Below are 19,271 nucleotides of genomic sequence, written 5' to 3'. Positions count from 1 at the left end.
TCCAAAATGCCCACTCGCTTGGTGCCTGCTTTCTTAGGGGCTAAATCTTGAGTTTGTTGGTACTGACGCACCCAGCGGTGTACTGTTCTTTTGGTCACCATGAAGCGTTTAGCTACCTGGCGGATGGAGGTGTTACCTGCCTGATAGGCTGCTACAACTCTTTGCCGCAAATCCAAAGAATGAGTCGGCATTCCTTTCTCTCCTTCCTCTTGAATACCTGTACCCTATTTTAAATTAAAAGGCTGTAAGGCTGGCCATCGACTTCTTCTTCTCGTTAAAAGTTGAAAGGGGGTTGCGCAAGCTTCCCTTTTCCTTGTTGGTATGGGATCAGCTCGCCGGATCCTGCTCCACTCTAAAGTCCTTTGGAAGTTCCCCTTTCCCAAAAGCAAGAAGACCCAACCTTGGTCGGGTACTGCCCCAGGCAAGACGGCAGCGCGTCCAGAAACAGCCGCTGTGCCAAAAAGGGAGGGATCCCTTGTCTAGCTAGGGATCCCTCTTCCGAAACCCATTGAGATGAGAACCAGTTAGTCGCGCTCAATGTACAAAAAGAGCACAGCCATGGTTACTGCCGGCAGCAGCCAACCGACAATGGGGACGAAAATCCAAGGAAGATAAGCAGCAGCGTAAGAACCGGTCATGATCTTGCTCCTCTCCAGTGCCTTGACAAGTTTGACAACTCAATTAACCTTAATTCACCAACCCTCGAAAGATGGCGTCGATCCCGGCAAAGTTCTCCAACAAGAAGTAGGCAGCAAACACGCCACCCATACCTCCCAAGAAAAATCCTGCTGTCAGATCCCCCCAGCCACGGGCCGTAGATAGAGGATTGGCGCCCGGCGTTTCCGGCTTGTTTCCAAAGGTAACGCTGCCATAGGCGGACATACAGGCGGTTCCCAGCAGCACAATCGCCATCGCCGTGACCAGCCCGCCCAAATTGGCTGCCTCAGGATAGTCGCGCAGCGGGCCCACCACGATTTCTGGCCCCACCAAAAAATAGCCATGCGCCAACCCAATCTCCAGCCCTCGCAACAGCGGCGATAGGCCAGGCCGGTTAATGGGGAGGTTGTTGATAAACAGACGGGTGAGAGGAGAGTCACTGATGGGCGTTGAAAGATGGCCCTCGCAGGGATCGTCGTTAAAGGTGCGAATGTAATCCATGTCCGAAGATCCTGGCTGGAATTTTGGGATTCATTCTACGGGGCCTCAGTTCTCCTCTCAGCAGCCGCTATCCGGATCGTTAAAAAAGTTCATGCTTGCTTAACAGAGATACAGACCCTCGCGCTTTGGTTCAACGACGCCGTGCCACCCCAGAAGATAGAATGCAACTGCGAGCCGCGCTACACAAAAGGATAGCTTGGTAGCCCCGTACTTTAGTACGCGGCGGAAAAGCCCTTGAGCAACTTTAGTTGCTTCTTTGTTATAGTTAGTACAGAGCTTCTCCAGGAAAACAACCTACTGCGGTGCAAAACCCGCGCGGCAATAACTAACCTGGAGGAACTTAAGTCCGAAGTAAGCAGAACTTTGAGGTTATGCCTCAAAGGACTGTCTAGGGGCGTCTTGACAGCGCCTTCGCGAGTCCATTTTGGGCTGCGTAAGAATCCCCTGGGTGGGAGTGTCAATTTTCCCTGGCAGGCCATCCTCGGTTCCTCCAGAGGGCTCACGCTTCCCTTGCCATTCTCGCCAGAGAACATAGCTCCCGATTGCCAGGAAGCCGAGGCCAGCCAACCATTCTAGCCAGGCTGCCGGGATCACCTGCCCCAGGGATCCCCCTAAGGCTACGCTGAGCAAACTGGCGGTCACCAGGGCGCTGGCAGAGCCGAAAAAGATCGCCCAGGGAGACTTGGACTGGGCGCTTATGAGCAAGGTGGCCAACTGAGTCTTATCGCCCATCTCCGCCACAAACACGGTTAAAAAGGTAACAAGCCAGAGCTGTAGCGGGGATCCCTCTGGCGGGTTGTTGACGGCGGAAGGCGCTTCAGGGGGGGACGGCACCGTCTGCGCTTCCAGGGCAGGAGACAGAGCCAGGTTCTGGCCGGTGGGTTGCCAGTCCACAGAGGCGGCTTCGTTCCAGGGGAGATAGTGCTGCCCAACGGCCCAAAAAACCAAACCGAGAACCAAGGATAAGGCAGTCAGCCCCAAGCCTAAAGCCAGTTGCCTCTGCCAGGAACGCGCTGATGCCATGGTCTCTGCTGTCCGCTAACCACCGACATGCAGCTTATCCTGTAGCGGGGCTCTTTTTCACCGGTTCTGGAAAGAACAAGGGCGCTAGAGTAAAAAGTAGAAGAAGAAGGGGCGTTGGCCGAGCGGTTTAGGCAGCAAACTCATAATTTGCCTTACACAGGTTCGATTCCTGTACGCCCCATCGCCGCAACCTTCTCCGGAGAAGGGCTGTAAACTACCCGACTCCGACTGCCCCCTCAATCCCCCCTATATCCCCCCGTACACGGGGGGACTGGGGGGCGGGGCTCCTGCGGCTTCTGGCTGAATTGAAACCGGCTTGCGAGGGTTTGCCATCCCCAGGCGCTTTGCTGCTGAGGCGACCCCTCCCAGGCAAACCGTCAAAGGCGAGGGCTCGACTCCCTGCGGGATCTCGTATCTAAGGGACGAGGCAGCCAGCGCTCGGGCAAGGCGGCGGGGGATCCCCAGCGGGACTGGAGCCGGCTGAGAAACTCTCCCTGCCAGGTGCGCAAGTCGGCCAAGTTGGCCCCGCCGTTCATGACGGCAAACCAGATATCGCCCCGCTCAGTTGGCAACACGCCCGCCAAGGTGCTGACGCCGCTCAGGGTGCCCGACTTGGCGATCAAGATCCCCGGCAGAAGCCGCCGCTCCAGCACGCCCACATCCTGGCCGACGACGGCAAAGGCATCCGCCAGCGACAAGCCGCGCTCTTCCAGCAACGCCTGGGTTGCCCGCAACATGGCTACATTAGCCCGCGGGGAGATGCGGTTTTCCACCCCCAATCCCGAGCCGTTGATCAGATGCAGCTCTTCTGCCGGGATCCCTGCTGCAGCGCGGGCTATTTGGGCAACCTGGGCCGCTCCTCCCACCGCCTCTGCCAGCATCTCGGCCATGGCATTGTTGCTGTAGAGGTTCATCAGCTTGAGCAGGTGAATGAGGGGAGGCGACTCATGCCTGAGCAAGACCTGGGCCTCCGAAGGGATCTGCTGGGCAACTCGCACCGACCCCAAAATCTCCACCTGCGGCCTGGGGGTGCCGGGGGGCAAGGTCTGGAATTGCGCCTGGGCTTCCGGGGGCCAGAGGCGGGCATCCAGCCCCTGGCGCAGCAGGGATCCCGAACGGGCCCCATCCCGGGAAAAGTTCATGTAGAAGCGGCCCACCACCACCAGATCCCCGCGCACCTGGCGGATCCCCTGGGCGTTGAGGGCGTTCCCCACCGCGAAGGCTTCCTCCCAGACAAAGAAGGGATCCTCCCCCCCCAGCACCCAGAGATCGCCCTGCAAAACTCCGTCCGTTCCCAGCGAACCGGTTGCCAAGTAGGTGGTCACAAAGCGGTGGTGCGGGCCAAACTGCTGCAGAGCAGCCAGGGTGGTGGCCACCTTGGTCAGGGAGGCCGCCGGCAAAGCCTTGGATCCCTGATGTTGCCCCAAAACCTCGTCGCCCCTCTGCAGCCAAACCCCCTGGGCCGTGGAAGCAAAGCCGCGGCCGCTCAACTGGGCCAGGTAGGTCTCCACCTGAGGTTGCAGGGATCCCTGCGCCGTCGCCTGAGCTGAGCTCAGCAGAAGGAACGCCGCCGAGAGCGTCCCCCCCCAGATCGCAACCAGCCGCCAGCCCGGCCGCTGTCGTTGGCAATAGCGTTGCGGAGCACTTTTCACCCAAAATGCCCTCTAAAAACGCCAACCCACCCCCAGAGCGGAGCCCTCAGCTTGGCAACTCCCAGCCGCTTTCTTCTAGCGGCTCCACGTCGATGGTGCCGGGGGGCGTTTGCCGATAAAAATGGCCATCGGCAACAAACAGCGGCTCGCCACAACTGGGGCAAAAGAAGCGGCTGCCCTCGATGGCCTGAGACTCGGACCCACACACCGGGCAGCGATCCGTGGCGATCCAGCGGCGCGCCCACCAGCGAAAGGCCAGCAGCACCAGCACCGGCAGAGAGAGCAAGAACAGCAACAGAGCCACCAACCCGGCGACCAGCCACCCCAGCCCGACACGGGTCAGCAAAGCTGCCAAGGCCAGGGATCCCAGCCAGAAGCCCCAGCCGGTTAGAGAAATGGAATAGGTTTTGGGCTGCTCAAACCGCATCTTTGTTTTCCCTTCCCGTATTGACTACGCTTAGCAACGCCGCCGGGATGCCGCGGGCCTTTTCCCGAGTTATGTTAGCCCAGACTCACTCGAACTATAAGGCCACCTGGGCATACCCTGTAGGCTAGCTCATTTCCAATAGACGCGGGATCCGGTTTCCCGCACCCCTTCTTCTGCCGGCCCAGGCGCTGCCGTTGCTTCTCAAGAAGGCAACAGGATCCCTTTGGCAGCCGAAAGTCAGTGGCGCTATCTTAAATGAGGCTATTATCAATTACAGAACTTATTGACTGTTACGGCGACGTTGCCCAACAGCGGAGGGGGGCATCATGGTCTACACGGAAGAAGCCTTCAAAGCGGAGCTAAATGCCAAAGGCTGGCGAGCCACTCGGCAGCGGGAAATCATCCTCCAGACCTTTCAAAACTTGCCTGAGGGGACTCACCTGAGCGCCGAGGAGCTGCACAAAAAGCTGCGGGAAGAAGGCCACAACATCAGCCTTTCCACCATCTATCGCACCGTCAAGCTGATGGCGCGCATGGGCATTTTGCGCGAGCTGGAACTGACCGAAGGCCACAAGCATTACGAGATCAACCAGCCGGCCCCCCACCACCACCACCATTTGGTGTGCATCAAGACCAACAAGGTCATTGAGTTCAAAAACAACGCCATCCTGAATATCAGCCAGAAGGTGGCTGAAAAGTACGGCTTTAAAGTGCTGGATTGCCAGCTCACCATCATCGGCATCAGCCCGGAGGGACAGCGCTCGATCTTGTAGCCAAACAATTTCTGCAGCTCAGCTCCTGGATAAATGCTTGCCCTGGGCGTTCTGTACTGGGTTTGGGGGGAGATGGGGATCCCTTGGTAGAGAAAATGCCAGAATAGCCGCTGTAAAGTCGAAAGCCATTGGCAATTGAAGCAATAGCTCAGCTTACCCTACCCCCTCCGGGAGACGGCCATGAACGAGCAGGAATTGGCGCAGTGGCTAGAGCAAGCTCTGGCAGACCTGCGTCTGAGAGTTCAGGTGAAGGCCCAGCCCCTCCAAAGCAGTCCTGGGGATTACGCTTTGGTGATCATGATCAACCACCCTGCTCACGTTGCTCTCGACCATGAGAGGCTGACGGCCTGGTTCCAGAAGGCAATTCCCAGCCGCTATCCCCAAGTCAAGCGCTTGGCTCTCTACAGCCGCCCCATCGGCCAACAGCAGGCCAACTGGAAAACTCAGGTGAGGCTGGCTCCGGAAGCGGCGACGGGCAGGGGGGATCCCGCCGACAGTCCAGATCTCAGCCGCTATTGCTTTGTCCAAGACCGCCAGTTGCTCACCGCTGACCTGCCTCAACCCTCCAGCGTGGTGCGCCAGGCGGTCTTGGGTTTTCATAACCTCACCGCTGGGCAAAAGGAAGAAGTGCTGCCCCTGTTGCCCACCTTGTTCCGCAACCCCGGTGCTGTCTCGACGGCAATGCTGTCGGTGGATGCGGCCCTGTGGCTAGAGCCCTTGAAAAGCCTCAATCCCCACGAGCTGCGCCTGTTGAGCGTTTGGCTGAGCCGCTATTGCTTCAACCCCAGCCGCGCCTTGGCCGACTTGGATCCCGCCACCTCCAATCTCAGAACCGGTCAGACCCGACGCCGGTACCGCGCTCCTCAGACAGGGGTCTCGCTGGTTTTGGCCAGCTTTGCTGGCAACCTCACTCTGGCCGCCGGCGTGACCCTGAGCCTGTTGTTCGGCATGGTGTTTGTGTTGGCCCTGGCCGTTTTCGGCACCTTGGAAGGGGGGTTCTCTTTTGGCTCTTTTCTTTCCGCCGTTCTGCTCACCCTGGCCTTCAACGCCCTCATTTTCTTTTTGTCTCCCTGGTTGATGGACTGGATCCAGCACAGCCTCTACAGCACCCAGTGGGTGAGCTTGGCGGAAATTGGGCGTCGCAGCCCAGAGAGCGCGGAGGTGATCGCCCGCGTCTGTCGCCAGTACAAGCTGAAGCAGCCGAAGCTGGGCTTGATCCGCGACCAAAACCCTACTGCTTTTACCTATGGCAGCCTGCCGGATACGGCCCGCATCGTCGTCAGCGAAGGGTTGTTCACCTACTTGGAAGATGAGGAGGTGGCCACGGTCTATGCCCACGAGCTGGGGCATGTGATCCACTGGGATTTTGCTGTCATGACCCTGGCTTCCACGTTGGTGCAGATTCTCTACCTCCTCTACGTCTACCTGCGCGACACGCGCCGAGACCGCAGAGGGGGCAAAAACATAGGTTCCTTGGCTCTGGTCGCCTACTTTTTCTACGTGGCCGGCTCCTACTTGGTGCTGTACCTGTCGCGGGTGCGGGAGTACTTTGCCGATCACTTTGCCGCCGAAATCACCGGCAACCCCAATGCCCTCTCGCGGGCTCTGGTGAAAATAGCCTTTGGCATTGTGCAAGAAGGGGAGCGGCAACAGGATGAGGAAACCCGACAGCGCAGCGCTCGCCTGCTGGAAGGCACACGGGCCTTGGGGATCTACGATGCCAAGGCGGCGGTGATGGCGGGGACAGCCTACCGGGTGGCCGCGGATCCCAGCCAGGTGGGCAGGGTGTTTTTGTGGGATCTGTTTAACCCTTGGGCCGGGTGGATGGAGCTGAACTCCACCCATCCCCTCACCGGCAAGCGGGTGCGGGCGCTGGGCACCTATGCCGAACAACTGGATCTGCCGGTGGAGTTCGACATGGCCAGCGTGGTGGCCCAGGGCAAGCAGCTCAACCGCCAGCAGCTCTACGGCAATTTTCTTCTGGACGTGGTTTTGTTAAACGCCGAGTGGCTGGGGGCGATCTTGGGGATGGTGCTTGGGATCCCCGCTCTGCAGGCGGGGTCTTACGGCATGTTTGCCGGCCTGGTTCTGGCGGGAGCCAGCTTGGGCCTGCTGCTGAAGATGACGGTGATGTACCCCAGCTTGGAAAACCCGCCGGCATTGACGGTGTTGAAGGCGCTGAGCAACCCCTACGCCAGCCCCTTGCGCGGCTTGCCGATGCAGCTAGAGGGGCGGGTGATCGGGCGGGGGGATGCGGGCTATCGCTTCGGCTCAGATCTCAAGTTCCAGGATGAGACGGGGATGATTTTCTTGCGCTATGTTTCTCGGTTTGGGCCGCTGGGCAACTTCCTGTTTGGGGCCAGCCGGGCAGGCAGGCTGGTGGGTCAAGAAGGGACGGTGGTGGGATGGTTCCGGCGGGGGATAGCTCCCTACCTGGATCTGTCCCGCTTCCAGAGCCGCTATGGCGAAGTGGTGACCAGCCATCCGGCCTTTGGACAGGCGGTGCAGGTGGCGCTGGGCTTGATGGCCGCCTTGCTGCTGATGACCGTTTTCCCCTTCTAGGACGGGCTCAGGATGAGGTCGACTGCCCGCTGTCGGCGCGGGCGTAGTCGTCGCTGAAGCGGATAATGTCGTCTTCGCCCAGGTACTGGCCGTTTTGCACTTCGATGATCACCAGGGGGATGACGCCGGGGTTTTCCAGGCGGTGCTTGGTGCAGGGGGGCACGTAGGTGGACTGGTTGGTGGTGATCAGCCGCTCTTCGTTGCCGCAGGTCACTTTGGCGGTGCCGGCCACGACGATCCAGTGTTCGCTGCGGTGGTAGTGCATCTGCAGGCTGAGGCGATGCTTGGGCAGCACCACAATCCGCTTGATCTTGTAGCAGGGGCCCTCGTCCAGCACCGTAAAGCTGCCCCAGGGACGAGTTTCAGTATTGCTCTCGATGAGCTTGTTAAAAACTTCAGCCGAGAAGGTAGCTGGCAGTTTTTCCACTGAGGGCATGGGGGAATTGGGAGTTTCTAGCATAGGCTGCTCTCCTGGGGGCCCTGCCTTCAGCTTATCCTATGGAGCTGGGCAGTAGCCCAACTCCACTCAAATCTTGTGGGATCATGGAGAAGTCTCCTCATCGGGGGAAAAGGCCCTTCTTCTCCATGCATTCCTACCCGGTTCACATCCACGACCGCCAGAAAGACGCCCACTACTTCATCCAGGTGCCTGCCGACCAATATATCCTGGAGGCTGCCGAAGCCCAAGGGATCCAGCTTCCCTTTGCCTGTCGCAACGGCGCCTGCACCACCTGTGCGGTGCGGATCCGGCAGGGATCCCTCTACCAGCCGGAGGCAATGGGGATCTCGCGGGAGCTGAAGGAGCAGGGCTACGGGCTGCTGTGCGTGGGCTATGCCCGCTCCGAGCTGTGGGTGGAAACGCAAGATGAAGATGAGGTGTACGAGCTGCAGTTTGGCCGCTACTTTGGCCAGGGGCGGGTACGAGCGGGGATCCCCCTCGACGATGAGTAATTTTTCTGCCTCAGTTGCCTCTAAAGACCTGCCGCCGTCCCCCCGGCCTTGGCAGCTCCAGGGCTGGCTGTTGGGCTCGGCGGCGCTGATCCCGGTCAACCTGGCCCCTAGTCTGTTGCTGGCGGTGGTGGGGACGGTGCAAAGCTATGGCCGCTACTGGCAGCAAATCCGGCGGGATCCCGGCTTTTGGCTGGCGGGCCTGCTGAGCCTGGCGGTGGTGGTGACAGCGCTGCTGGGGGAGGACTGGCGGCTGAGCTTGCCGGGGATGTTCAACTACTGGCCTTTTCTCCTGATGCTGCCGGCCTTTGCTGCAGCGCTGAGGGATCCCCTCAGCCGCCGCTGCCTGGCGCAGGTGTTGGTGCTGGGCAGTGGCCTGATGCTGCTCTTGGGCTGGGGAGAAGTGCTGTGGGGGTGGCAGGGGCATCTCTTCTTGGGGCCGCTCTGGATTACGGGCGTGGCCGGTGGGGAGCGCCCGGCGGCAGCCTTCACCTCCCCCAATCTCCTGGCCATTTATCTTGTGATCCATCTGGGCTTGGCGGCGGGGCTGTGGGGGGCAACTCAATCTCACCCCACCAGAGCAGGGCTGGCGGCGCTGCTGGGGTTAGGATCCCTGCTGTTGCTGCTGACAGCCTCCCGCAACGGCTGGGGGGCAGGGGGGCTGGCGCTACTGATTGGGCTGGCCCTGCGGCGCTGCTGGTGGGGGCTCGCCTTCCTGGCCGGCTTGGGATTAGCCGGCTTGGCCGCTGCTTTGGACTGGCCCGGCTGGCGGGCGGTTGTCCCTTCCTTGATCTGGAGCCGGTTGGCAGACACCTTTGACCCCCAGGCCCCCTATTTCAGCTCGACGGCCAACCGCCTCGATGCCTGGCGCTTTGCCCTGCAGATGGTGTGGGAGCGGCCCCTGACCGGCTGGGGCTGGCAGAGCTTTCCTGCCCTCTACAATGCCCAGGATCCGCCAGAGCTGCTGGGCCACTGCCACAACTTGTACCTCCATCTGGCGGCAGAAGGCGGGATCCCTCTGCTGCTGGGCTACTTGGCCCTTTGGGGTTGGATCTTGGCGCGGGGCTGGCGAGCCTGGCGTTGCTCCCAAGACGAGATCCTCTTGGGAGTTCTACTGGCCTTGACGGCGTTTTTTGCTGCGGGGCTTTTGGATGTGGTGATCTTGGATGGCCGCCTTCACCTGTTGATCACCTTGCTCTTGGGCGCAGCTTGGGGGGCCAGCCTCGAGCTCCGCTGCAGCCAGGCAAAGAGGGTTCCGGCGGATCCCCAGGCACCCCGGTCAATGCCACAATAGAGTTCCTCCCTTGGGTTTTCTGGGATTACTCTGTTTCGGTTGCCGGATTTTCTTACGTATCGAGTTTAGCTTTGGATGGTCTCACCCGATTTCGATTGACCAAAACTTTGGCGGCGCAGGCCCCGCCCTGAGGACTCTGTCCCGCTTGCGCGAATAGGGCTGGGGAGAACGTCAACCACCTTTTTCCATGGAGCAGCCAATCCCTTCTCTGGCCCCTGATCCCATCAAGCCGGGGGATCTCCTATCCCTGGAGATCACCGACCTAACCCCTGAGGGCGATGGCATTGCCCATACGCTTGGCCACGGGCGGGGTCGGGTGGTGTTTGTCGCCCAAGCGGTGCCAGGGGATCGCGTGGTGGCTCAGATAACTGAGATCAAGCGCAACTATCTGGTCGGGCGAATTCGCTCTCTCATAGCTCCCTCGCCGCAGCGGGTGCGGCCGGCCTGCATTGTGGCGGACAAGTGCGGTGGCTGTCAGTGGCAGCACGTCAGCTACGCTCAGCAATTGGTTACCAAGCAGCAGATCCTCAGGGATGCGCTGGAACGAATTGGCGGTCTTACTCTGCCGGAGCCTGTCCCGATTTTGGGATCCCCGCAGCCGCTGCGCTACCGCAATAAGGTCACCTACCCCATTGCCAAAGCAGAGGGCCAGCCGCTGCGCATGGGCTACTACCGACCGGGCAGCCACCGCCTGGTGAACCTCAACCAGTGCCCTGTGCAGGACGAGCGGCTGGATGTGTTCTTACGGGAAATTAAGCGGGATCTGCAGGAGGCCGGCTGGAGCGTCTACGACGAAAGCCGCCACCAGGGCCATCTGCGTCACTTGGGCTTGCGCATTGGTCGCCGCACCCGCGAGGTGCTCCTCACCTTGGTCAGTTGCAGCCGCGACCTGCCCCACCTAGAAAGGTGGGCCAAGCGCTGGATGCAGCGCTACCCCGACCTGGTGGGGGTTTGTCTCAACCTCAACCCGGCCCGCACCAACACCATCTTTGGCCCGCAAACGGAGGTGATTGCCGGACGGGGATCCCTGCGGGAAGAATTGGCCGGTCTTTCCTTTTGGATTGACAGCACCTCCTTCTTTCAAGTCAACACGGAGCAGGCAGAGGCCTTTTTTACCTGGATAGTGGATCAGCTCCAGCTGCGCGGCGAGGAGATCGTCCTGGACGCCTACTGTGGCATCGGCACCCTAACCCTGCTCTTGGCCCGGCGGGCCAAACGGGCGATAGGGGTGGAAGTCCTGCCGGCGGCGGTGGCCCAGGCCCGCTACAATGCCCAGTTCAACGGCATCACTTCGGCCCAGTTTTTCCAGGGCGCAGTGGAAACGGTTTTGCCAACTCTGCCTCCTGCCGATATTGTGGTGTTGGATCCGCCGCGGCGCGGCTGCGAGCGGCAGGTACTCGAGATCCTAAAGCAGCGACAACCCCAGCGCCTTGTCTACATTAGCTGTCACCCTGCCACCTTGGCGCGCGACCTGCAAATTCTCATGGCCGAGGGATCCTACCGCCTAACCCAATGGCGAGCGGCCGACTTCTTTCCCCAAACAGGCCATGTAGAGGGGGTGGCCTTTTTGGAGCGGGTCTGAGGGCAACTCCAAAAACCTTGCCCAGCTTGCCGCAGAGCCGCCCTCTTGGTAAACGCAGCAGCCAGAGGCGACAAATGCTAACGTCAAAATAGTCAAAATAGTGACCTTAAAGTTTCGCAACGGATCCCTTTCCATTACCCTAGTTTTTCTTCCGCGATCTCGATGCTCAGAGCTGGAATTGTTGGCCTGCCCAATGTGGGCAAATCGACTCTATTTAACGCCCTCTGCGAAAATGCCAAGGCCGAGGCGGCCAACTTCCCTTTTTGCACCATTGAGCCCAACATAGGACGGGTGGCAGTGCCGGATGAACGCCTGCAGGTGCTGGCCAAGATCAGCGGCTCGGCGGCAATCGTCCCCGCCCAGATTGAGTTTGTTGACATTGCTGGCCTGGTGGCCGGCGCCAGCAAAGGCGAGGGGCTGGGCAACCAATTTCTCTCCCACATCCGCCAGGTGGACGCCATCGTACATGTGGTGCGCTGCTTCAAAGATGAGAACATCGTGCATGTGGCCGGCTCCGTGGATCCGGTGCGAGACATGGGCGTGATTAACCTGGAGCTGGCCCTGGCGGATCTGGCCCAGATCGAGCGGCGCTTAGAACGGGTGCGCAAACAGGCCAAGTCCGACAAAACGGCTCAAGTAGAGCTGCAGGCCCTGGAGAAGCTGCAGGCCGCTTTGGACGAGGGCAAGCCGGCCCGCCTGGTGCCCCTCAGCCCAGAAGAGGAGGCCTCCATCAAAGGGCTAGGGCTGCTCACCCGCAAGAAGGTGATCTATGCCGCCAACGTAGCGGAAACGGAGCTGGCCACTGGCAACGCGTGGGTGGAGCAGGTGCGGCAAGTGGCCCAGGCAGAAGGGGCGCGTGTGGTGGTGGTCTCAGCCCAGGTGGAGGCGGAATTGGTGGAGCTGCCGCCTGCAGAGCGACAGGCTTATCTAGACTCGCTGGGGGTGAAAGAAGGGGGGCTGAAATCTTTGATCCGCGCCACCTACGAGCTGCTGGGCCTGCGCACCTACTTTACTTCCGGCCCCAAAGAAACCCGCGCCTGGACAATCCCTGCCGGTGCCACTGCTCCTCAGGCAGCGGGGGTCATTCACTCGGATTTTGAGCGGGGCTTTATCCGGGCGGAAACGATAGCATATGAGGACCTAGTGGCAGCGGGATCCCTGAGTGCCGCCCGAGAGAAGGGCCTAGTGCGCAGCGAGGGCAAAGACTACGTGGTTCAGGAAGGAGATGTGATGCTCTTCCGTTTCCATGTCTAGGACTCCCTAGCCTATTCAGCCAAGCCGTGGTTTCTCAGCAGTGCCTCTAGGCAAAACGACTTATCTAGCCAGGGATCCCTGCTTCCAAGGGGTCTGCTTGACGCAACCGTTTTCCTGAGAAAACTGTTGACGCTGTAACGAAACATCACAATAATTGGACTAGATAAACAAGTACTTTAAGGGATGTATTGATGGATCTGCTGCAATACGGGCCGATGGCCTGGGTTTACCTAGCAATTTTTGCCTCCATCATCTGGTGCATCTGGGGTCGTTCGGAAGACGACATCATGTTTTAGCTCAAGCGGGAGGGGTTCCTCTGCGAGCTAAGGCTACTCCTTGGCCTTAGGCTGGCAGGGGATCCCTCCTAGGTATGGCTTTTTGCCGACCTCAGGTGACGTTTCCCCTCACTCACTCAACCAACTGAGGGTCATACCAAGGCAGATACACAACCGCGGCCCGCGCCACGCAGCCACTCCTCCCCTTCACGGGAGACACCTAGGAATACCCCAAAACAAACGGAGCGAGGGATCTGTATAGATTACTGCCCCCTGCGCTTCCCTACTTCTAGAATTCAGCTAGGCACGCGCTGGTCCTATCTGGGGCGGCTGCTCTGACAGCGAATTAGCTTGCAGGAGTTATGGGCGTTACCAGCTTGCTCTCTCGCCGTCCCCTGCCTGGGGCAGAACAAACACCGGAGGGGTACTGCCTTTCCTGGCGGGGTGTGGCGGTGATGGGGGTACTCAATGTAACCCCCGACAGCTTTAGCGACGGCGGCCAGTGGGGATCCGTGGAAGCTGCCGTGCAGGCAGCCAGAGCCATGGCAGCGGCGGGGGCCTTGATTGTGGATATCGGCGGCGAGTCCACCCGTCCGGGGGCAGAGCCGGTACCGGTGGAGGTGGAATGCGACCGGGTTTTGCCCGTGATTCGGGCTCTAGAGGGATCCGGCATTCTCATCAGCGTCGATACGCGCCGAACGGAGGTGGCAGCGGCAGCTCTGGCGGCTGGAGCGCACATGATTAATGACGTCACCGGCCTGCGCGATCCGCAGATGATGCAGCTGTGTGCCGAGAAGGGGGTGCCGGCAATCATCATGCACATGCGGGGAGAGCCCCGCACCATGCAGCAGCTTACCCACTACGAGGATCTGGAGGGAGAAGTTTTTGGGTTTCTCAAGGATCAAGCGGAACGGGCCCTGGCAGCCGGTGTTCCCAGCGTGGTTTTGGATCCCGGCCTGGGCTTTGCCAAAACCGCCGAGCAGAACATTGCCCTCCTCAGAGCGCTGCCGCGGCTGGTGGCCTATGGCTACCCGGTGCTGGTGGGAGCCTCGCGCAAAAGTTTTGTTGGCCAGCTTGCCGGCATTGCTGTGCCTAGAGAGCGGGATAGCGCCAGCGTAGCCGTGCACCTCTTTGCCGCCAGCCGGGGCGCTACCCTGGTGCGGGTGCACAACGTCCCCGCTCATGTCTCGGCTCTGGCGGCCTGGGCAGGTCTCCACGATGAACCCAACTAGGCTGGTGCTGCGGGGTCTTAGCTTCCATGCCCACCACGGCTATCGTCCTGAGGAGGCCGTGTTGGGAGGGCGCTTTGTGGTGGATGTGGAGATGCAGCTTGGTTGGGTTCCCCAAGCGGATGACCTGGCCCACACAGTGGACTACGCCCAGGTGTACGAGGCGGTGCGGGAAGAGGTAACCCAGCGACGCTACCGGCTGATCGAGACGTTGGCAGACCGGATTGCTGAGCGGCTGTGGCAAAGCTATCCCCAGGTGGAAGCCCTGACGGTGCGGGTGCACAAGCCACAGGCCCCCCTGCCCGGTTTGTTCGACGATGTCTACGTGGAGATTGTCCGCCACCGTTCTCCCAATAGCTAACCCTCGATGCAGCCCGACCTAGCCTACATTGCCCTGGGCAGCAACCTAGGGGATCCGCTGCAGCAATTGCGCTCGGCTGGGCAGAAGTTGCTCAGGTTGGGCCAGGTGGTGGCTCGCTCCAGCCTCTACCGCAGCCCCGCCCAAGGGGGGCCACCCGGCCAGCCCGACTACCTCAATGCTGTGGTGGCGTTGGATCCCTTTCCCCCTTACCAATCGCCCCTGGAGTTGCTGAGGGCGCTGCTGGCCATCGAGCAGGAGGCAGGGCGAGTGCGGCGCAGCCGCTGGGAGGCCAGGACCCTGGACTTGGATCTGCTGGCAATGGGCAACCGGATCCTGAAGAGCCCTGAGCTAACCCTGCCCCACCCTCGCATGATGGAGCGCCCTTTTGTCCTGGCCCCGCTGTGCGAGATTGCTCCCCATTGGCGCCACCCCGAAACCGGCATAGCCGCAGCTGAGGCGCTGGCTGCCCTGGATAGCTCCTGGCTGGAGCGCACTGACCTAGGCTGGGATTGAGCTCTTTAGCGCAGCCGCCATTTTCGCCGCCAGATCCACCAGCCGCGAGGCATAGCCGTACTCGTTGTCGTACCAGGAGAGCACCTTCACTGTGCGATCCCCTAGCGTCATCGTCGACTCCAGATCCACAATCGAAGAATGGGGATCGCCGATGATATCGGCCGAGACAATGTGCGGCGGGGCAATGGCCAGGATCCCGCGCATCGGCCCCTCAGCAGCCTCGACAAAAGCTTGGTTGACCGCCTCTTTGGTGATAGGCTGCTCGGTGCGCACGACAAAGTCCACAATCGAGCCGGTTAGGGTGGGCACCCGCAGCGCCAGGCCGTCCATCTTCCCTTTCAGGGCAGGCAAAACCTCGGCAACTGCCGTGGCTGCCCCAGTGGTGGAAGGCACAATCGACACCGCCGCCGAGCGGCCCCGGCGATAGTCCTTGGGATCCGGGCGATCCACAATGGCCTGGGTGGCGGTGTAAGCGTGGCAGGTGGTGAGAAAGCCCGTCTCGATGCCGAAGCGATCCAGCAAGACCTTGGCCAGCGGCGCCAGACAGTTGGTGGTGCAGGAGGCGTTGGAGACGATATGGTGCCGCTCTGGGTCGTACTGGTCGTCGTTAACCCCCATCACCACCGTCAGGTCGGCGCCTTTGGCAGGGGCGGAGATGATCACTTTCTTGGCGCCGGCTTCTAGGTGTTTGGCCGCCCCCTCCCGCTTGGTAAACAGGCCGGTGGACTCTATCACCAGGTCAACCCCGAGGTCTTTCCAGGGCAGTTGCGCCGGATCCCGTTCTGCCAGAACCCGGATCTTGTGGCTGCCGACTTGCAGGTGGCCATCCACAACGCTCACCGTCTGGGGCAGGCGCCCGTAGGCGGAGTCAAATTGCAGCAAGTAGGCCAAGTTCTCCGGCTCGGTGAGATCATTAACCGCCACCACCTCCAGCCCTCGCCCCGGCTGGGAGAGCAGCGCCCGCAAAAACGACCGGCCAATGCGGCCAAATCCGTTGATGGCTACCCGTGTGGTCATGGCAATCCTCCGGTATCAGTTCATGGTCATGGGTCGAGAGCTGCGGCGCAGGAGACGCCAACCCCTTAGGGATAGGTTAGAAGAAGAACGGGATCCGCCTTGCCTTTGCACTTCAGATCTCCAGATTTGGATCCCAACGGAGATTTGCGATTTAGGCTAACCCAGGAATTGCCGGTAGAGGAATTCAGATGAAGGTATTGCTGACCAACGATGATGGCATCGAGGCGGCGGGGCTGGCACACCTCAGACTGGCCCTCAGCGCTCTCGTTGCCGAGGAAAACTGCTGGATTGTGGCCCCCCACCAGCCGATTTCCGGCTGTAGCCACCAGGTAACGACGGGGCGGCCCTTTCGCGCCTGGGCCCGCGGCGAGCGCACCTTTGCCGTCGAGGGATCCCCTGCCGACTGTGTGCGGGTGGCCCTGTTTAAGCTCGCCCCTGCCGTGGATTGGGTGCTTTCTGGCATCAACGAGGGAGGGAATCTGGGATCGGATGTGTACTTGTCCGGCACGGTGGCGGCGGTGCGGGAGGCGGCGCTGCGTGGGATCGGAGGGATCGCCATTTCCCAGTATCGGGCAGGGAGCCAACCCATCGATTGGGAGCAGGCCCAGCGGTGGACGCGGGAGATCCTGGCCGAGCTGATGGAACAACCCCTGCCAGCCGGCTCCTTCTGGAATGTCAACTTGCCCCACCTGCCACCGGGATCCCCTTTGCCGGAGCGAGTTTACTGCCCCCTCTGCACGCAGCCGCTGCCACTCGATTACGCCGTAGAAGCAGAGGGGGAAGGCTTGGCATCGCTGTGGTTTCGCTACCAGGGGCGCTACGCAGAGCGAGCCCGCGATCCCCAGACCGATACCGATATCTGCTTCTCCGGTCGGATCGCCATCACCCAGGTGCACCTGTGCTCAGGAGCTCCCAGGTGAGGGGGTGAGGTTGCGGGCGATGGTTCTCAGCCGCTGCAGCCGCAGTGCCGTCAGGATATCGGTGGGATCCAGCTTGAGAACCTGCTCCAGGGCATCTGCTAGGTGTTGGGCTGCCTCTTGGCGGGTGTAGCCGCGGAACTGGGCGCGGCGCAAGGCAAACTCGTCGGCATCGAAATGGGCGCTCTCCCGATTCAGGTTTTGCCAGATCTGCCGCACCGAGAGCGCCGTGATGCCCCCCGCCAACAGGGCAGAAAACGGGTGCTGCAAAGAGAGCTCTGCCACGGTGGTGATGCCACCAAGCAAGGCCAGCGACTGGTAAAACCCCGGCTGTAGCCAGTTGCGGTTGTCGAACCAGCCCACCTCCCGCAAAAACAGCAGATCCCGCTGCGGCTGCGGGATCCCTTGCCAGCGGCGAAAATCGATGGCAATGATGCCCTGCGGCTGCCAAGGGGCCTTGCGGCGGGAGAACAACAGGGCCTCACCTCCCGAGTGGGGGACAACGCGGATCAAGGCCCGGAGAGAAGCGGGAAGCAGATCCCGCAAGCGTTCGATCTCTTCTTTTTGAAAGGTTTCCAAGGGTTTGAAGTCTGAGCGGCTGGTCATAGTTTTACCTGTAGAGGCACGGAGAGAGAGGATCCCACCTACCCCCCGGCAGCCTTGCGGCCCTGAACACCCCAGACCTGAAAAACCCTGCCAGGATTAGTCTACCGCATCTTCAGGTCGCCAGTAGCAGCCCCCCAGGGCAAAAAGCGCCAGCAAGTTTGCTTAGACTGAGAGGAAAAGTCTACGCCTCGATCCGAGCCAATGCCAGTTTTACCGGAACCCAGCGAACAGAGCGCCGGCAGCCCCCTTTACACCTATGCCTTCTTGCCGATGCCAGACGCGCCGCTTTGGCATTTCATTCAACAAACTCAAGGGATCCGCGGGCCGCTGCAGGTGTTTTCTCCCACAGGAGGCCGAATTGCCGCTGCTGTGGAGCCGATGCCGGATCCTGCGTCGCTGCAGGCTTCGGATGAGGTGCTGCTGCGTTCTGCCCTGCGCCACGACCAGGTGATCTGCCGGCTGTTTGCCCAGATGCCGCTGCTGCCCCTGCGCTTTGGCACCTGCTTTCTCTCAGCCGAAAAGCTGGGATCCCACCTATTGGCCCAGCAGGCGGAGTACGAACAGGCCCTCGCGGCCATCGGGGGAAGAGCCGAGTACTGCCTGAAAGGAAAACTGTCGCCCCAGCCCCCCCCGGATCCCCAACCCGCTCCCAGCGGCACAGCCTATCTGTTGGCCCGCAAACAAGCCTATCTCCAGCAACGACAGGCCCAAGAGCGGCAAGAACAGGAGCTGGCGGCCCTGCAGCAGCTTTGGCCTTCTACCTGGCCAGTGCAAAGAGGGGATCCGCAGCCGGGAGAAGTCCTGCGGCTTTACTTCTTGCTCACCCCTGCCGAACGGGAAACGGCAGCCCAGCTCGCCCAAACCTGGGTAGCAGCACACCCCCACTGGCAATTGGACTGGAGCGAGTCCCTGCCCCCCTATCACTTTGTGGGTGCCCTGCGGGATCCCTCCAGATGTACTCAGTAGTGCCCTAGCAAAAGGATCCCGTTTCGCGCGCCCGGAAACCCTGACCCAGCGAGGATGCAATGTTTTGGCTGTAATTTTTCAGGGTATTACTTACGGATTCTGGTGAGGGATTGGACTACACTACTATTTTTGAAAGTGACCTCCCGTCCCCTCAGCCGTCATGACCCTGGAAACATTTTTTACCCAGCTCAACGCCAACGGCTTAACGATTGCCATCCTGCTCTTTGCAGCTCCTTGGTTGGTTTGGGTTCTCTGCCACTGGATCCCAGGGCAGTGGGAAGAGCCTTTTTTGCTCAGCTTGAACATTGGCTTAGCAGCGGCAAGCCTTGTCCTCTGGGCCGGTTACTTGGCCTATGCCACCAACACGGCCGGCTGGCAGGCGGTGGTCAAGCAGGCGGATATGTTCTTGTTGCTGGTGCCTCCCTACTATTTCCTTAGCTCCATCTGGGTGGCACGGCAGCGCATGCCCCTCTCGCGGGTGCCGGCTTTCCGCACCTTGCAAGGGATCAGCATTTTGGCGGCGGTCTATCTCATCCTCTCTTGGCTCAGCCGCCGGGTCTATGTTGTCTTTTTCTCTTACCTACCCTTTTCGGCCTTTCTGTGGATCCTGGCGGGGTTGTTGGGGGTGGCCTATATTGGCTATCGCATCCTCTTTGGGAATCCGCCCCAGTACCCGCCCGAAAGCTGAGGGGCTGGCCGACAGGGACTAGAATT

The 19,271-nt window shown here is 60.7% G+C and carries 21 protein-coding genes and 1 tRNA gene; 13 read left to right on the top strand and 9 right to left on the bottom strand.

Annotation, left to right across the window (positions count from 1 at the left end):
- The 4 genes from ACVWXC_RS05240 to ACVWXC_RS05225 all read right to left on the bottom strand — a co-directional run.
- A partial coding sequence (locus ACVWXC_RS05240) for a helix-turn-helix domain-containing protein (RefSeq protein WP_143597141.1) occupies positions 1-191 on the bottom strand: 191 nt, incomplete at its 3' end.
- 333 nt (positions 192-524) lie between these two features.
- On the bottom strand, positions 525-638 hold the full coding sequence (locus tag ACVWXC_RS05235) for a photosystem I reaction center subunit VIII (protein ID WP_011428960.1): 114 nt from the start codon (positions 636-638) through the stop codon (positions 525-527).
- A 49-nt stretch (positions 639-687) separates the two neighbouring features.
- Positions 688-1,158, bottom strand: coding sequence for a photosystem I reaction center protein subunit XI (locus ACVWXC_RS05230; RefSeq protein WP_099812636.1), 471 nt, complete (start codon positions 1,156-1,158; stop codon positions 688-690).
- Positions 1,159-1,527: 369 nt separating this feature from the next.
- Positions 1,528-2,181 (bottom strand): TMEM165/GDT1 family protein, encoded by a 654-nt coding sequence (locus ACVWXC_RS05225; RefSeq protein ID WP_099812637.1) that lies wholly within the window; start codon positions 2,179-2,181, stop codon positions 1,528-1,530.
- A 108-nt stretch (positions 2,182-2,289) separates the two neighbouring features.
- On the opposite strand from ACVWXC_RS05225, the gene ACVWXC_RS05220 reads away from it, so the two are divergent.
- A tRNA-Ile gene (locus tag ACVWXC_RS05220) sits at positions 2,290-2,362 on the top strand.
- Positions 2,363-2,558: 196 nt separating this feature from the next.
- Here the strand turns inward: ACVWXC_RS05220 and ACVWXC_RS05215 are convergent.
- Both ACVWXC_RS05215 and ACVWXC_RS05210 read right to left on the bottom strand, forming a co-directional pair.
- On the bottom strand, positions 2,559-3,833 hold the full coding sequence (locus ACVWXC_RS05215) for a D-alanyl-D-alanine carboxypeptidase (RefSeq protein WP_099812638.1): 1,275 nt from the start codon (positions 3,831-3,833) through the stop codon (positions 2,559-2,561).
- A gap of 46 nt (positions 3,834-3,879) precedes the next feature.
- Complete coding sequence (locus tag ACVWXC_RS05210; protein WP_011428956.1) at positions 3,880-4,260, bottom strand: hypothetical protein; 381 nt, start codon at positions 4,258-4,260, stop codon at positions 3,880-3,882.
- 326 nt (positions 4,261-4,586) lie between these two features.
- On the opposite strand from ACVWXC_RS05210, the gene ACVWXC_RS05205 reads away from it, so the two are divergent.
- Positions 4,587-5,033 carry a Fur family transcriptional regulator gene (locus tag ACVWXC_RS05205; RefSeq protein WP_011428955.1) on the top strand — a complete coding sequence of 149 codons (447 nt, stop codon included), beginning with the start codon at positions 4,587-4,589 and terminating at the stop codon, positions 5,031-5,033.
- 180 nt (positions 5,034-5,213) lie between these two features.
- Positions 5,214-7,595 carry a M48 family metalloprotease gene (locus ACVWXC_RS05200; protein ID WP_457391470.1) on the top strand — a complete coding sequence of 794 codons (2,382 nt, stop codon included), beginning with the start codon at positions 5,214-5,216 and terminating at the stop codon, positions 7,593-7,595.
- A gap of 7 nt (positions 7,596-7,602) precedes the next feature.
- Here the strand turns inward: ACVWXC_RS05200 and ACVWXC_RS05195 are convergent, their stop codons facing one another.
- Complete coding sequence (locus ACVWXC_RS05195; protein WP_457391468.1) at positions 7,603-8,055, bottom strand: phosphomannose isomerase type II C-terminal cupin domain; 453 nt, start codon at positions 8,053-8,055, stop codon at positions 7,603-7,605.
- A gap of 125 nt (positions 8,056-8,180) precedes the next feature.
- On the opposite strand from ACVWXC_RS05195, the gene ACVWXC_RS05190 reads away from it, so the two are divergent.
- The 7 genes from ACVWXC_RS05190 (at position 8,181) to folK (ending at position 15,051) form a co-directional block, all read left to right on the top strand.
- On the top strand, positions 8,181-8,546 hold the full coding sequence (locus ACVWXC_RS05190) for a 2Fe-2S iron-sulfur cluster-binding protein (RefSeq protein WP_011428952.1): 366 nt from the start codon (positions 8,181-8,183) through the stop codon (positions 8,544-8,546).
- The gene (locus tag ACVWXC_RS05185; RefSeq protein WP_071813484.1) at positions 8,539-9,837 is read left to right on the top strand and encodes an O-antigen ligase family protein; all 1,299 of its coding nucleotides are present in this window, start codon (positions 8,539-8,541) and stop codon (positions 9,835-9,837) included. Before ACVWXC_RS05190 ends, ACVWXC_RS05185 begins: the two co-directional genes overlap by 8 nt.
- A gap of 187 nt (positions 9,838-10,024) precedes the next feature.
- Complete coding sequence (gene rlmD / locus ACVWXC_RS05180; RefSeq protein WP_457391465.1) at positions 10,025-11,419, top strand: 23S rRNA (uracil(1939)-C(5))-methyltransferase RlmD; 1,395 nt, start codon at positions 10,025-10,027, stop codon at positions 11,417-11,419.
- A 162-nt stretch (positions 11,420-11,581) separates the two neighbouring features.
- Positions 11,582-12,673, top strand: coding sequence for a redox-regulated ATPase YchF (gene ychF / locus ACVWXC_RS05175; protein ID WP_099812641.1), 1,092 nt, complete (start codon positions 11,582-11,584; stop codon positions 12,671-12,673).
- A 637-nt stretch (positions 12,674-13,310) separates the two neighbouring features.
- The gene (gene folP / locus ACVWXC_RS05170) at positions 13,311-14,180 is read left to right on the top strand and encodes a dihydropteroate synthase (protein ID WP_099812642.1); all 870 of its coding nucleotides are present in this window, start codon (positions 13,311-13,313) and stop codon (positions 14,178-14,180) included.
- Entirely contained in the window at positions 14,167-14,538 is a 372-nt protein-coding gene (gene folB / locus ACVWXC_RS05165; RefSeq protein ID WP_099884410.1) for a dihydroneopterin aldolase, read from the top strand. Before folP ends, folB begins: the two co-directional genes overlap by 14 nt.
- A gap of 6 nt (positions 14,539-14,544) precedes the next feature.
- Positions 14,545-15,051 (top strand): 2-amino-4-hydroxy-6-hydroxymethyldihydropteridine diphosphokinase, encoded by a 507-nt coding sequence (gene folK / locus ACVWXC_RS05160; protein ID WP_457391462.1) that lies wholly within the window; start codon positions 14,545-14,547, stop codon positions 15,049-15,051.
- Here the strand turns inward: folK and gap are convergent.
- Positions 15,037-16,068, bottom strand: coding sequence for a type I glyceraldehyde-3-phosphate dehydrogenase (gap, locus tag ACVWXC_RS05155; protein WP_099884412.1), 1,032 nt, complete (start codon positions 16,066-16,068; stop codon positions 15,037-15,039). The genes folK and gap overlap by 15 nt on opposite strands.
- Before the next feature lie 188 nt (positions 16,069-16,256).
- On the opposite strand from gap, the gene surE reads away from it, so the two are divergent.
- The gene (surE, locus tag ACVWXC_RS05150) at positions 16,257-16,988 is read left to right on the top strand and encodes a 5'/3'-nucleotidase SurE (RefSeq protein WP_011428943.1); all 732 of its coding nucleotides are present in this window, start codon (positions 16,257-16,259) and stop codon (positions 16,986-16,988) included.
- On the opposite strand, the gene ACVWXC_RS05145 is transcribed toward surE, so the two are convergent.
- Positions 16,971-17,591, bottom strand: coding sequence for a DUF3318 domain-containing protein (locus ACVWXC_RS05145; RefSeq protein ID WP_011428942.1), 621 nt, complete (start codon positions 17,589-17,591; stop codon positions 16,971-16,973). The two genes, surE and ACVWXC_RS05145, sit on opposite strands and share 18 nt — an antisense overlap.
- Positions 17,592-17,792: 201 nt before the next feature.
- Between ACVWXC_RS05145 and ACVWXC_RS05140 the strand changes: the two genes are divergently transcribed.
- Positions 17,793-18,557, top strand: a complete 765-nt coding sequence (locus ACVWXC_RS05140; RefSeq protein ID WP_099812645.1) for a GvpL/GvpF family gas vesicle protein — start codon at positions 17,793-17,795, stop codon at positions 18,555-18,557.
- 160 nt (positions 18,558-18,717) lie between these two features.
- Positions 18,718-19,245: a hypothetical protein gene (locus ACVWXC_RS05135; RefSeq protein WP_011428940.1), complete on the top strand. Its 528-nt coding sequence runs from the start codon at positions 18,718-18,720 to the stop codon at positions 19,243-19,245.
- The last annotated feature ends 26 nt before the right edge of the window (positions 19,246-19,271 follow it).

This window comes from Thermostichus sp. OS-CIW-20, from assembly GCF_054061455.1.
The sequence above is the reverse complement of the archived record's forward strand: the minus strand, read 5'-3'. Positions and strand labels throughout refer to the sequence as shown.